At 67.8% G+C, this 12,743-nt stretch carries 13 protein-coding genes; 7 read left to right on the top strand and 6 right to left on the bottom strand.

The features are described from left to right. Positions 1–18 precede the first annotated feature (18 nt). From FHW83_RS16485 to FHW83_RS16470, 4 genes are all read right to left on the bottom strand, one after another. Complete coding sequence (locus FHW83_RS16485; RefSeq protein ID WP_176647441.1) at positions 19–939, bottom strand: relaxase/mobilization nuclease domain-containing protein; 921 nt, start codon at positions 937–939, stop codon at positions 19–21. Next, entirely contained in the window at positions 936–1,460 is a 525-nt protein-coding gene (locus FHW83_RS16480) for a hypothetical protein (RefSeq protein WP_176647440.1), read from the bottom strand. The genes FHW83_RS16485 and FHW83_RS16480 overlap by 4 nt, the downstream gene beginning before the upstream one ends. A 329-nt stretch (positions 1,461–1,789) precedes the next feature. Further along, a complete protein-coding gene (locus FHW83_RS16475; protein ID WP_176647439.1) occupies positions 1,790–3,718 on the bottom strand; it encodes a hypothetical protein in 1,929 nt (642 codons plus the stop codon). A 63-nt stretch (positions 3,719–3,781) separates the two neighbouring features. Then, positions 3,782–4,222, bottom strand: coding sequence for an antirestriction protein (locus tag FHW83_RS16470; protein ID WP_176647438.1), 441 nt, complete (start codon positions 4,220–4,222; stop codon positions 3,782–3,784). 1,045 nt (positions 4,223–5,267) lie between these two features. Between FHW83_RS16470 and FHW83_RS16465 the strand changes: the two genes are divergently transcribed. After that, positions 5,268–5,486 (top strand): hypothetical protein, encoded by a 219-nt coding sequence (locus tag FHW83_RS16465; protein WP_176647437.1) that lies wholly within the window; start codon positions 5,268–5,270, stop codon positions 5,484–5,486. A 45-nt stretch (positions 5,487–5,531) separates the two neighbouring features. Here FHW83_RS16465 and FHW83_RS16460 read toward each other — a convergent pair whose 3' ends face one another. Both FHW83_RS16460 and FHW83_RS16455 read right to left on the bottom strand, forming a co-directional pair. Then, positions 5,532–6,509: a ParB/RepB/Spo0J family partition protein gene (locus FHW83_RS16460; RefSeq protein WP_176647436.1), complete on the bottom strand. Its 978-nt coding sequence runs from the start codon at positions 6,507–6,509 to the stop codon at positions 5,532–5,534. Continuing rightward, positions 6,506–7,366: a ParA family protein gene (locus FHW83_RS16455; RefSeq protein ID WP_176647435.1), complete on the bottom strand. Its 861-nt coding sequence runs from the start codon at positions 7,364–7,366 to the stop codon at positions 6,506–6,508. Before FHW83_RS16455 ends, FHW83_RS16460 begins: the two co-directional genes overlap by 4 nt. Before the next feature lie 290 nt (positions 7,367–7,656). Here FHW83_RS16455 and FHW83_RS16450 point away from each other — a divergent pair, with 290 nt between their 5' ends. From FHW83_RS16450 to virB5, 6 genes are read left to right on the top strand one after another with little or no spacing between them, the layout of a single operon-like run. Beyond that, complete coding sequence (locus tag FHW83_RS16450; protein WP_176647434.1) at positions 7,657–7,959, top strand: TrbC/VirB2 family protein; 303 nt, start codon at positions 7,657–7,659, stop codon at positions 7,957–7,959. Positions 7,960–7,968: 9 nt separating this feature from the next. Beyond that, a complete protein-coding gene (locus FHW83_RS16445) occupies positions 7,969–8,304 on the top strand; it encodes a VirB3 family type IV secretion system protein (protein WP_373997225.1) in 336 nt (111 codons plus the stop codon). Position 8,305: 1 nt separating this feature from the next. Beyond that, complete coding sequence (locus FHW83_RS16440; protein ID WP_176647433.1) at positions 8,306–10,783, top strand: VirB4 family type IV secretion/conjugal transfer ATPase; 2,478 nt, start codon at positions 8,306–8,308, stop codon at positions 10,781–10,783. Continuing rightward, positions 10,780–10,968 (top strand): hypothetical protein, encoded by a 189-nt coding sequence (locus tag FHW83_RS16435; RefSeq protein WP_176647432.1) that lies wholly within the window; start codon positions 10,780–10,782, stop codon positions 10,966–10,968. The genes FHW83_RS16440 and FHW83_RS16435 overlap by 4 nt, the downstream gene beginning before the upstream one ends. Before the next feature lie 59 nt (positions 10,969–11,027). After that, positions 11,028–12,035: a type IV secretion system protein gene (locus FHW83_RS16430; RefSeq protein ID WP_176647431.1), complete on the top strand. Its 1,008-nt coding sequence runs from the start codon at positions 11,028–11,030 to the stop codon at positions 12,033–12,035. Further along, positions 12,032–12,742 (top strand): P-type DNA transfer protein VirB5, encoded by a 711-nt coding sequence (virB5, locus tag FHW83_RS16425; RefSeq protein WP_176647430.1) that lies wholly within the window; start codon positions 12,032–12,034, stop codon positions 12,740–12,742. The genes FHW83_RS16430 and virB5 overlap by 4 nt, the downstream gene beginning before the upstream one ends. Position 12,743 lies beyond the last annotated feature (1 nt).

Genomic DNA, 12,743 nt, shown 5'->3' with positions numbered 1-12,743 from the left:
TTCTCCCGCCTACTTGTTTCACCTCTGCCGCCCCGGGATTCTGCCGCGCTCATGCCCAAGGTTCGCCAGCGCCGACACACCCACAGCCAATGTCCTGTCCTCATCGTGCGACGATGCAGCCAACATCGCGGCGGCGTCCAGATAACGGTCGCGCATACCCTGCGCCTGCCGCCCCCACCCCAACGCCGGCATGGTCGGTAAACCAAGGCCGGCCAGGGTGACACCGCGAGCCCGCATATGCCTCACGTATTGTTGCTCGCCCTTGATCGGTTGAAAGCGCTCCAGTCGGCGCGACGCGGCAGCGTCGATGCCATGTTCGCGCAGCCGCTCGGCAAAGTCCTCGCGCCAACGCCGCAAGTCCTGCTTGCGCGGATTCAGCCGCCGTCCGTCGGCGCCGGCCTTCTTCACGCATAGATGCACGTGCGGATGCGGCGACGCTGAACGACTGGGGTCGCTGTCCGGCGTGTGCAAGGCCATGGCGTACTGGTATCCCGCGAATTCAGCTGCGGCAAACGCCCGCGCCGCACGTTGCAACGCGACGGTATCCGTGCCCTCAGGCATCGACAACACAATATTCACCGCTTCGCGCCATTCCGCCACTTCGGGAATGGGCACGCCACCGTGCTGCCAGCTGTAACCCAGCCAGGTCAGGTCGTCACGGCCCAGATGGCGGTCACCATCCTGATCCTCCAGGGGGAGCTGGCCGTGCCGCGCAATGTAGTTCAGGTGCGCACGGATCCCGCCCATGCCACGTCCACCACCGGAGATACGCACCAGCACCTGTGGCGTCCGCCGCACGATGTGCGACAAGCGTTCACGCACGGCGGCGCCACGCGCCCTGAGTTCGGCCACCGATCGGGTCTGCACGCGCCGTGTATGCCGGCTATTGAATCCCCGGTCCCACTCGGCCAGGTAGATGTCCAACTGGTCGCGGTTCATGAGGTCCTCCATCGGTTCAGGTTGGCGGACAGGATGGCCGCGACCTCCTCCACATGGCTGCTCAACTGCACCCGCAGTGCCGCCAGCACCGCGGTCAGCTCGGTGGGCAACATGACCTCCCCCATGTGCACCGCGCGCACCAGCTGGTTCAGGTTGCGGCCTATGGCCAGCAGGGCCAGGTTGGAACGTCCCAGCGCCTCGGTTTCCAGCGGTCCCAACTGGACCTGCGCACTCATGTGGGCGCGGATCAGCGCGCTGATCCAGCGCACCTCGCTCACGCCGGCGTGCAGCGCCGCCGCCGCCACATGTTGCTGTTCATCCGGGGTCAGCCGCACTTCCTTGCGTGTCTTGCCGGCGGCCACCGGCTCCGGTGTCGTGACGTCGATGGCGTCCGCCAGCAATTGCGCCACCAGCTGGCGGAACAGGCTGCTCGGGTTCTCGCCCGTCGCGCGGCAATACGCCAGCCATGGCGCTTTATAGGGCCCCAGGTTGACGTTGATGCGGTTCGGTCGGATTGCCATGGCGGCCTCCATCGATCTGTCATGCGATGGTTTTATCGTAGCCATGCCAAAGTGGAGCACTTTGATCGGCGTCAGCCTATCCTGCAATCGCTACTCCTTTCACGTGCTTGATAATCTCAAGCGCGCCGGCGCTTGAGATTATCAAGCCACGCCGCCGCGCGCCCTCCACCTCCCACCAACCTCGACAATTCCAGCCCTCGCGCCGTGTCAGCCTCGCCCCCACCACCACCACCGCCCGGCCCGCCCCGAGAACCACCCGGCCCGCCCCGACACCGCGCCATGTCCAAAAAAAACGGGGCCGCCCGCGCGGCCCCGCCCTCATCCCCACCTCAGCCCGCGGCCCCCGCCAGCACCTCCGGCAGCCAGCCCGTGCCCGCCACCGCCCGCTCCGCCGCCTCCGCCGCCGCCTCCTTGCGCATGGCCTCCAGCGGCGCCGCCTGCGCCGCCGAGGTGGCCTGCGCCACCACCTCCATCATGCGGCCCTTGCTGACGTGGCTGAAATAATTCCGCGCGGTCGGCTGCCACCACGCGTGCATGTCCAGGCCGACCACCCGCGCCAGCGCCGCCACCTCGTCGCCCGCTTCCCCATCCCCGCCATCCGCGCCGTGCCCGCCGTCCCGCAGCCCGTTCACGCCGCAGCTCAGGCAAAACGCCAGATAGTCGTCGATCACCGCGCGCGGCTGGCGCTGCAACCACGCCATCAGCGCCACCGCGCCGCCCTGCGGCAGGGCCGCCAGCAGCGCTTCGCGCTGGGCCTGCCAGCGATCCCACGCGGGACCGCTCTGCGCCGCCTCCGGCAGGGACGGCGCGCGCACCTCCAGCTGCACCGCGCCGCCCGCCGCGTGCGTGTCGAGGAACACCGCGCTGATCAAGCGGTGCGCCAGCACCAGCAGCGCCACCTCGGGCTTGGCCAGCAGCTCGGCGCGCAGCGCCAGCGTGCGCTGCGCCCGCAGCACGTGGGTCAGGCGCTCGCTGTGCGGGCCGCGCGGCTTGGCGGCCGCCTTCTCCTCCTTGCGCAGCCGCGCCTTGTCCTGCGGCCGGATCAGGCCGCGCAGCAGGCAGGCCTTGCCGTCCTCGCCCACGGTCAGCAGCACCCCGGCCAGCGCCATGTCGTCGGGATCGGGCCGTTCCAGCGCCATGCGGATGCGGCCCTGCGCGATGTCGATGTCGGCCAGCTGGCGCGCGATCGCGCCGTCCTCGTCGCCCTCGCCGTCGGCGCGCCGCTCCAGCGCGGCCGCCCGCTGCGCCAGTTGTTGCAGCTGCGCCAGCTGCTCCGGCGTCGGCGCCAGCCGCTGTTTGCGCACCCGGCCATAGGCCGCCAGCATGGCGGCGTCGGCGCGCGGCTGCGCTGCGCTCCAGTGCCAGCCCTCGCGCCCGAGCCGCTTGGCCAGCTTCTCCAGCTTGGCCTGCGCCAGCGAGTCGAGCAGGGCCGGGTTGTCGATGTAGCCGTCGCCGTCCTCGCTCAGCAGGTCATGCGTGAGCAGCCCGCCCGCCGCCCGATAGGCTTTCAGGCCCACATAGCGCATCACGGGGTCGTCCCTGAGCGGCAAGGCGTGGGCGGTCAGCAGGCGGCGCAGCCGCGCCGGTTGCCGCTCCCATGGCGACAAGCCATCCCACGCCGCCTGCTGGGCGGCATGGTCGTCGCTCACCGCCAGCGCCGCCAGCTGCTCGTAGGTGATCCGGTCGTCGCGGTACAGGGCGAACAGCGCGGGCGCGACATGGGCCAGCTTTAGGCGCTGGCGCACCGTCAGTTCCGGCACGCCGAAGATCAGCGCGATGTCGGCCACGCCGCGCCCAGCATGTGCCAGCTCCAGCATGCCCTCGCACAGGTCGGCGGGATGGAGTTGCGCGCGGCCCAGATTTTCCGCCAGTCCCACCACCACCGCCTCCGCCTCGCTGACCAGCAGGTACAGGATCTGGAAGTCCACCGGCAGCGCGCCCTCGGCGATCAGCTCGCCAATCACCTGCCAGCGCCCGTCCCCGGCGTCCACCACCAGCTTGCCGGTGGCGACGCCGTCGATGATCTCCTCATGGCAGATCAGATTTTGCAGCTGGCCCTGCGAGCGCACCAGCGCCTTCAGTTCGCTGCGGTCCGCCGGTTTGCGGCGCACATTCCTCGGGCTGCGGACAAACTGCGCATGCGCCGCCGTGCCGATGGTGGCGTGCGCGAGGATCACCCGCGCCCGTTGTTGCACGGCGCTGGCCGCGCCGGCGATCCCGTGGTCGCCGCCGGCGACCTGTTGTTCAAAAGTAGTCATACATCCTCCAAACGGATAGCACATCGAATCAAGGCCGCCGCGCGGGCGGCGGCCACCCGCCACTCAATTGAGCAGCGCCAACAACTGGCATGCCTCCGGCTGCTGGGCCAGAAAATCGCGCACGCGGTAGAACATCTCGGCGAAGCGCCGGCCGTCGCGGCGGAAGCCCAGCTGGTTGTAGGCCATGGCGCACACCGCGATGCCGGTCCCCAGCGGCGACAGGTGGCCGCTGACGCCGTTGTCCTCGCATTTGAGGTAGTAGCTGCTGCTGCCGCTGGGCACCAGCAGCGCCCCGCCGTTGGACAAGTCGTAGAAATCCCAGTAGCCGCCGCGGTAGTGCGGGCACAGGTAGTCCATGGTGCGGTAGACGGCGTTTTCCACCGTCACCCATTCCGTGCCGAAATGACGCGGCAGGAAGCCGAGCCGCTCCGCCAGCGGCACCAACACCGCCGTCACCGGCCCGCCGTCGGCGCCGGCCAACGGCACATATGATTGCTGTTCCATGCTGTTCTCCTTGAAAAAGGTTGATCAAAAGAAGTGAAGTCAACACCTCATCCTCTTGCATGGACTCTCTCGTTCCCCCCGGAGGGGGGCGGAGGGGGGAGATAGTCCTTCCCTCACGGGAAGGATTAGGAAGGGTGGTGTGCAGTCAGCGAGGCAAGGGCCGCGTTTCCGGCCCGTTGCGTGCGTTTATCCCCCCACAAGTCCCCCTCACCCCGGCCGGGGGGACTTGTGGGGGGATTGGCGCAATGGGCGGCCCGCGGCCCGCGCTGACCTTGTGGGGTTGGGCGCCGCAGGCGCCCCCCAGGGCGCCATGCGGCCGGCTTCATAGCGCAAGCGGCGGCTCAAAGGCCATGCCAGCGGCTTTATCGCTGGCATGGCCTTTGAAAGCGTGGTGTCCTCATTTCAGGCCGTTCGGGGTTGCGGGGTGTGCGCGCAGCGCGACACGCCGCCCTTGGGGTTAACCCTTCCAGGACGAGCGCAGCTGGTCCTGACCGGACAGGCCGTTGGGCCCGGCGCGGCCGGGCCCGCGAGCCGAGGACTGGAGGCGGGCCGCAGGCCCGGTCCCGCAGGGACGGAGCGCAGCGACCCGGAAGGAGGCGGTTGCCCGCAGGGCCTCGCCCGGATGGATTTCAGCGGATGGACTTCACCGGATCGACTTCACTCGATCGACTTCAGACAGGCAGAGCCGGCCTGCGGCATGCACGCCATCCCGGGCGGCGGCCAACAGGCACGGCACGCGGCCGTCCCCATCGGCGCCGCTCAGCCACCGCCACTCAGCCATCGTCGCGCCCAGCCGCCGCGCAAGCGCGGCCACCCGCCAGCCGCACCAACACCGCGTCGCCGGCATGCGGAACATCCAGCCACAACACGACCTGGCGCAAACCAGGCCCAGCCCGACCGGGCTACGCTGGACACAGCGGTGGGCCGGCCAAATAGGGCCGCGCGGCCGCCTGCTACAATCCCAGATCGCCAGCCGCCTGAGCTCAGCCAGATCCAACACGGGACGGCCAGCCGGGCGCGGTCTCCACGCCATGCGAGCAAGCCGATGGAACGACAAACCAAGATCATAGACGCCGGCGACTGGACCATGACCGTGCACACCGAGCGCGCCGCGCCAGGCGCGGGCTGGCAGCTGGCCATCCTCGAGATCCGCAGCGGCGCGCGGCGCTGGCCCGACTGGCGCGACGAGCAGGCACGCCACGCCACACCGGAACAGGCGGTGGACGCGGCCCGCGCATGGGCCGCGCAGACGCTGCCGGACTGAAGGCGCGAGCAGGCGCGCCCTTGCACACACCCGCGTCGCGGGACGCTAGGCGACCGCGCGCAGCGCGCGACCGCCGGCGCCGCGCATCTCCTCCAGCGCCGTCAACCGCACGGCGCCGATCGGCACCTCCACCGCCTCCGCCTCGCCCTCATACCGCACCCAGATCAGGCCCGGCCCGCTGGGCTGGCGATCCAACAGCAGCATCAGGGCGCGCCCCGCATGGCAGCCGTACAACGCGGGCCGCCGGATTCCCGTCACCGCGCGTGCCGCCGCCGCCGACGACGACTCGGCCCCGGCCGACGATGGGATGGCATCGGCGGCCGGCGCCCCCGCCGCCTGTTCCGCCGCCTGTCCTGCCGCAGGACCGGCCGCCCGCACCGTCGCCGCCAGCTGCAGCAGCCAGGGACGGTCGATCGCCACACTGTCGGCCAGCCCGCGCTCGACCAGCACCGGCGCCCGCGCATGCAGCTTGCGCAATTCGTACAGGTATTGCGGCGAGCGGCAGCGCTGCCCGTGGTACAGCTCGAGCAGCCAGGGCGGCGGCGCCTCCACCAGGGCCAGCAAATGCGTGACCGCGCTGGGATCGATGCCCAGCCGCGCCGCCACCTGCTTCTTCTGCTCGCCCTGGCGCAACTTGCGCGCGATGAAGGCCGCCAGCTCCAGCGGCTGCAGCGGCTTGCGCCGCTGGTTCTCGTCCACCTGGGCATAATCGTCGAACTGGCGCGGATCCTCGGTCACCAGATAGGGCAGGCCCGCAAGTTGCAGGCGGCACGCCGCGCGGTAGCGCCGCAGGCCGAAGCGCAGGCGCAGCCGGCCGTCCGGCTGCGCACGCACCACCACCGGCTGCAGGATGCCGTGGCGCCGCACCGAGTCGACCAGCTGTTCGAACTCCGGCCCCTCGGCCTCGAAGCGCGGGTTGTCGGGATCCTCCTCGAACGCCGCCAGCGGCGCCACCGGCGTCCGCCCAACCGCCGACGGCGGCGCGGCCGCGCTGTGGTCGAGCAGCGACAGGTCGAGGTTCACGGCGCCGCTCCCAGTCCCATGCGCGCGGCGATGGCCGCGAACGAGGGCTGGATCTCGCGCCAGGCGTCGCGCGCCGCGCTACGCAGCGGCATCGCCTCCGGCGCCACCTGCCCCGCCAGCGCGGGCGGCACCGCCTGGCGCAACTGCCACAGCGGCACGCCGGCCGCCTGCGCCTCCGCCACCGCCGTGCGGGTCGGGATGTAGGCGTAGCCGGACACACCGGCGCGCCGCGCCGGGATCAGCAGGCCCGGATGGTGCAGCACCAGCTGCCGCAGGTTGGCGCGCTGGAACGGCGTCGGCTCCACCAGGTTGGGCAGGATGCCGATCAGCTCCAGCTTCGGGTTCAGCAGCTGGCGCAGCTTGTGGTAGCCATAGCGCTCGTGCTGCAGCAGGGCGGCGATGCCGTCGATGGCCTCCTGGTTCAGCTGCACCGGCGACAGCAGGTAATCGGCCACCGCAAGCGCCGCCGCGTAGCGCACGTCGGGACTCGGATGGGTGTCGATCAGGCAGGCTGCGAAGCGCGGCCCCACCCCTGTCAGGAAAGCCTGCAGGGCGTTGACGTAGTCGTTGTGCCGCCGCGGCTGGCGCTCCAGCGCCGCCAGGCCGGGATTGGCCGGCACCAGCACCAGCTCGCCCTCCGGCAGCGCGCCGGCGCGCCCCTCCAGCACATCCAGGGTAGTGAAGCCGGCCAGCACCGCGCGACCGCCGCGGCGCAGGCTGCGCGTGGCGTTCATCTGGTGATCCAGCTCCAGCACCAGGGTCGGCAGCGGCCGCGCGGCCAGGTAAAACCCCAGCTGGCAGACCACGAAGGTCTTGCCCACGCCGCCCTTCTGGTTCGCCACCGCCAGCACCACCATCGCCGCTCCTCCGCGCCCAAGGCGCTTCTGACACGGTTGTACACCGCAGGCAGCGCGCCGCACTGATCGCGCGCAAAGCCGGGACACGTCGACGCCGCGCCTGCCACCAACGAGGCGCCACCGCCTTGCGCCGCCGCAAGGCCCATCCAGATGCAGGCCACAACCTGCGATCCGACTGCGCCACCTCAACGCCTGTGCACGCCCGCCTAGCGCCGGGCGAAATCCGGGCTTAACTGTAAACGATAGTTACTTTTTTATTAACAACAATTTCCCCAAAAGAAGAGTCTGCCATGCGCCTCCCTACCCTGCTCCGTTATCCCCGCCGCTCCCTGTGCCTGCGCCACGCCATCACCGCATCGCTGCTGTTCGCCTGCGCCGGCGCCCACGCCCAGGCTGAAAAGCTGATTGCCAACCTGACCCTGGTGCAAAAAATCATGCTGGCCGTCTCGGGCGTGTCGGTCACCTGCGTGGTCCTCTACGCCGGCTACCAAGTCCTCTATAACCACCGCAAACTGATCGACATCTGGCACGTGGTGGTCGGCGCCGCCATCATCGCCAGCGCCCCGGGCTGGGGCGCCCTGCTGGTGGGTTAGGAGCACAACGTGGATCCGCGCCCCGAACTGCAGGACCCGTTCTTCCGCGGCTGCACGCGGCCGGCCATGCTGGTCGGCGTGCCGCTGGTGGCGATGGTACCGATCACCTGTGCCTTCATGCTGCTGGGCGTGTGGTCGGCCTTCCTGATCAGCGGTTATGTGCTGCTGTTGCTGGCGCTGCTGTATCTGCGGCTGATCGTGGCGCTGCGCGCCATCACCCGCAAGGACGACCAGCGCCTGCGCCAGCTATGGCTGCGCGCACGCATGCGCGCCCTGCACGGCGCCAACCGCCTGCGCTGGGGCGCCTATTCCTATGGCCCGCTGGCCCAGGGCCCGGGAGGCTGACATGCGCGCGCTCCACACCCTGCGCCACCGCGCCCGCGCGGAAGTCGGCATGTCCCGCCACGTCCCCTTCGGCGGCTATCTCACCACGGACGTGATCCGCCTGCGCCACAATGGCGACCTGCTGGCCACCTGGCGCCTGGACGGCATCCCCTTCGAGACCGCCGCCCCGGACGTCATCCTGCAGCGCAAGCAAGCCTTGCACAATTTCTGGAACGCCCTCGGCGGCGGGCATTGCGCCATCTGGGCCCACAAGCTGCGGCGCACGCTGCCGGTCAACATGCGCGGCCTGCCATCCCAGCCCTACGCGCGCGACTTCGTCGCCCGTTACCAGCGGGGCCTGGGCGCGGATGCCGCCGGCCGCCAGCAACACCTGGCCACCGAACTGTATCTGACCCTGGTGTACCGCGCGCCCGGCGCCGCCCGCCGCGGCTGGCTGCGGCGCCTGCAGGCGCCGGCGCTCGACACCCTGCTGGTCCGGCAGCGCGAAGCCCTGCAGGCGCTGGAAGAGCTGGGCCAGCGCCTGACACACAGCCTGCAGGCCTACCGGCCGCAGCGGCTCGGCGTGTTCCGCCGCGAAGGCCGGCCGTATTCGCAGCAGGCGGCGTTCTACGGCTACCTGCTGAACGGCGTCTGGGAGGACATCCCCTACCGCGACACCCGGCTGAACGAAACCCTGGCGCTGTCGCGCCTGCATTTCGGTGACAACAACGGCATGGTGGAAATCTGGCACCCGCAGCGCACGGGCTTCGCCGGCCTGCTCGACTTCCAGGACTACCCGCGCAGTTCCGAGCCGGGCATGAACAACGCCCTGCTGTACAGCGACTACGAATACATCGAGGCCCAGAGCTTTTCCATGCTCGGCAAGCGCGACGCGCTGGAGGCGCTGGAGCGCCAGCAGGGCCACCTGCATGCCGCCGAGGACCGCTCGCCGGACGAGATCCGGCAGATGGACAGCGCGATCGCCGCCGTCAACAGCGGCGACATCCAGATGGGCGAATACCATTATTCGCTGGCCGTGTTTGGCGATGCCCCTGAGCAGGTGGCGCGCCACCTGAACCATGCGCGCGGCGCCCTGCAGGACGGCCCCGGCTTCAAGATGGCGCTGGTCGACACCGTACCGGAATGCGCCTGGTTCGCCCAGCTGCCGGGCAACTGGCATCTGCGGCCGCGCCAGGCCATCATCAGCAGCCAGAACTTCACCGCCCTGGCGCCGCTGCACAACTTCGGCCACGGCAAGGCCGCGGGCAACCCGTGGGGACCGGCGCTGGCCCTGATGCAGACCCTCAGCGGCGAACTGTTCTTCTTCAACCACCACGTCTCGCCCGAGCACCACGACGCGCTCGATGAGATGCGGCCGGCCAACACGGTGGTGGTCGGCCAGACCGGCGTCGGCAAGACGGCGCTGACGGCGGGCCTGATGCTGCACGCGCTGAAGTATCCCGGCTGGCGCGGCATGGTGTTCGACAAGGACCGCAGCTGGGAACTGGTGATCCGCCGCGCCGGCGGCTGCTACAACGCCTTGCGTCGCGGCGAGCCGACCGGCCTCGCCCCGTTCCAGCTGCCCCTGACCGAAACCCACGTCGCCTTCTGCGAGCGCTGGCTGCGCATCCTGGCCGGGCCTTCCCTGCCGGCCGACCAGGCCGAGGAAGACGCCGAAATCGCCCATGCCGTGCGCACCGTCATGCACGAGAGCTTCCCCTACGCGCTGCGCCGCCTGTCGGCGGTCTGGCAAAACCTCAAGGCGCGCGGCGGCGGCAACAGCCTGCGCGACCGTCTGCGCAAATGGACCGCCGGCCATGCGCTGGGCTGGGCGTTCGACAACCCGCGCCATACCCATGACTTCGACGATCCCAGGATGGTGCTGTACGGCTACGACTGCACCGAATTCATCGACGACGACGAACTGCGCGCGCCCACCGTCACCCTGCTGCTGCACATGACCAGGCAGTTGATCGACGGGCGCCCCTTCACCTACTACATGGAGGAATTCTGGAGCTGGCTCAACAGCGAACACCTGGAGGACTTCGCCCTCAACGAACAAAAAACCATCCGCAAGCTCAACGGCTTGGGCGTGTTCATCACCACCTCGCCCTCGGACGTGCAGGGGCATAAGATCAGCAAAACCATCGTCGAGCAGAGCGTGACCAAGATCTTCCTGCCCAATCCGGCCGCCGACCACGATGACTACGTGCACGGGTTCAAGCTGACCGAGCAGGAGTTCGACCTGGTGCGCAACATGGGCGAGAACAGCCGGCTGTTCCTGCTCAAGCAAAACCACGTGTCGGTGGTCCTGCGCTACGACCTCGGCCACATGCCCGAGGTGCTGAACATCCTGTCCGGCACCCTGGAAAACGTGCAACTGCTGGACGCCGCCCGCGCCGAGGTGGGCGACGATCCGGAAGACTGGGAACCGATTTTGCAGCGACGCATTCTGGAGCGCCGCGACCTCCATCGACAAACCAACGAGGAACCATCATGAGGATCCCCCTGCTCGCTTCCATCCTGACGTGCACCCTGCTGATAAGCCTCGCAGGGTGCGGCGACGGTCCGGAAAAAGAAAAAAACCGCAAAGGAGATGGCTCGGACGACTTTGTTTTCAAGCCACCGAAAGCAAGCTCGTCACCTGCTTCTAGCACCCCGGTTTTGGATGAGGCCACGCCTTAAACCGTAGGTTACATAAATGATCACCACGTTTCAAGAAACAGCACACCTCGGACTAGCATATGAAACCAGCTCAAAATATCGATGCCGCCATTGATCTGCTGCTTACGAACTTCGTTTCATCAAAGAGCGCCGCCATGTGCGCGATGTTGATGCCAGTCGCAGTTGCCGCTCTGACGATTTACTGGATTGTCACGGGCCATGCCGTCGCGCAAGGACGGCATGCGGAACCCGTAAAGGAGCTGCTTGGTAAAGTCTCACTAATCAGCTTGGTAACAGTCCTGTCGCTAAGCGCCGGCAACTACCAGGTATTCATCGTGGACGGGCTGGATGCGATTGGCACCGCCGTCATCAAGGCGATTTCAGGCGAGACCAGTCTAGCAGCATTGATGGACAGGTTCGCAGATCCACTATCGATACTTGCTGCCAAACTGTGGAGCGAGGCCACAGTCGGGATCTTCCCACGTGCTGCCTTGATTTTTGCCGCAGTGATTTGCACGATCACACAGGCAATGCTGTTCGCCATCGGTCTGGGATTCTACCTCCTCGCGAAGGTTTCACTGGCCTTTCTAATGGCGGTCGGCCCCGCATTTATATTTTGCGCGATCTCGCCAGCCACGCGCAAATACACAGAAAGCTGGCTTGGCCAAGCGCTCAACTACATTTTTTTGAAGGTCTTCGTTTCCATTTCCGTGGCCATGCTCACAGCTATTGCAAGCCAGTATGCCGAGCACATCACGAATAACCTGGACACCATCAATATCGTGCAGGCGGTGTGCGGCTTACAGATGACCGCCGTCACGCTGGTCATTGTGATGTTGTTCCAACCCCAGCTCGCCAGTGCGCTGTTTGGCGGCGCCTCCGTCGCCGGTGTCGGGAGAGCAATCGCGCAACTCCTGTTACACAGCTGGCTTGGGTCTCGTCCGTCCACTACCAGCAAAGACCGCAATGCCATCAGCGCCGGACTTGGCGCACGCCCTCCTGCCGGTAACAACATCTCGCCCTCGCCGCTGTATCAGCGCTACGCGCTGAACAATCTCAACGCCAATTCCATCCGGAGAACCGCATGAAACCCACATTAATCGCATTTGGACTGGCCTGGCTGTGCGCCAGCGTGATGCCGGCGCATGCACAATTTGCCGTGATAGACGTCGCCAATCTGACGCAGGCATTGCAGCAGGTGTCCGCATGGCAGAAGCAGTTCCAGCAGATGAACGAGCAAAAGAACCAGCTACAGCAGCAATATAGAGCGGCGACAGGCAATCGCGGCCTTGGCGACTTCGCGGATGACCCTCGTCTGCGGGCGATCGTCCCGTCTGAACTGCAGCAACTGTACGACGCGCTGCAGTCCAGCGGCTCGGCCGGACTCAGCGCAAGCGCCAGCGCCATCCGCGGCAAATCGAAGATCTACGACTGCGAAAACCTCAAGGGAAGCGAACAGATCAGTTGCCAGCGCCTGCTCAACATGCTGGCGCAACACCAGGCATTGCTTGCCAGCGCCCTGAACATGACCAGCAGCCGCAGCGCCCAGATCCAGACGCTTCAGGCGCGCATCAACGCCACCGACGACCCCAAGTCGATCGCCGAGCTGCAGGCCAGGCTGCAAGCGGAAAACATCCAGGTCAACAACGATGCCAACCGCCTGCAACTGATGCGCAGCATCGCGGAGGCAGCCGATCGGGCCGCCGAGCAGGCCGCGCGCGAGAAGCTTCTGCTCAGCCTGTCGCGACACAACGACGGCAGCGACAGCTTCCACTTTGTGATCAAGCCCCGGTGAA

It is taken from the genome of Duganella sp. SG902 (genome assembly GCF_013376005.1).
In the GTDB taxonomy this organism is placed as follows: domain Bacteria; phylum Pseudomonadota; class Gammaproteobacteria; order Burkholderiales; family Burkholderiaceae_D; genus Rugamonas.
Note: the sequence above shows the minus strand (reverse complement) of the source record. Positions and strands in the feature narration are given on the sequence as shown.

Coding starts and splice junctions, on each gene's coding strand:
- FHW83_RS16440 (WP_176647433.1), top strand. CDS start 8,306: ATGCGCGCGCTCCACACCCTGCGCCACCGCGCCCGCGCGGAAGTCGGC.
- FHW83_RS16475 (WP_176647439.1), bottom strand. CDS start 3,718: ATGACTACTTTTGAACAACAGGTCGCCGGCGGCGACCACGGGATCGCC.
- virB5 (WP_176647430.1), top strand. CDS start 12,032: ATGAAACCCACATTAATCGCATTTGGACTGGCCTGGCTGTGCGCCAGC.
- FHW83_RS16455 (WP_176647435.1), bottom strand. CDS start 7,366: ATGGTGGTGCTGGCGGTGGCGAACCAGAAGGGCGGCGTGGGCAAGACC.
- FHW83_RS16470 (WP_176647438.1), bottom strand. CDS start 4,222: ATGGAACAGCAATCATATGTGCCGTTGGCCGGCGCCGACGGCGGGCCG.
- FHW83_RS16485 (WP_176647441.1), bottom strand. CDS start 939: ATGAACCGCGACCAGTTGGACATCTACCTGGCCGAGTGGGACCGGGGA.
- FHW83_RS16465 (WP_176647437.1), top strand. CDS start 5,268: ATGGAACGACAAACCAAGATCATAGACGCCGGCGACTGGACCATGACC.
- FHW83_RS16480 (WP_176647440.1), bottom strand. CDS start 1,460: ATGGCAATCCGACCGAACCGCATCAACGTCAACCTGGGGCCCTATAAA.
- FHW83_RS16430 (WP_176647431.1), top strand. CDS start 11,028: ATGAAACCAGCTCAAAATATCGATGCCGCCATTGATCTGCTGCTTACG.
- FHW83_RS16435 (WP_176647432.1), top strand. CDS start 10,780: ATGAGGATCCCCCTGCTCGCTTCCATCCTGACGTGCACCCTGCTGATA.
- FHW83_RS16450 (WP_176647434.1), top strand. CDS start 7,657: ATGCGCCTCCCTACCCTGCTCCGTTATCCCCGCCGCTCCCTGTGCCTG.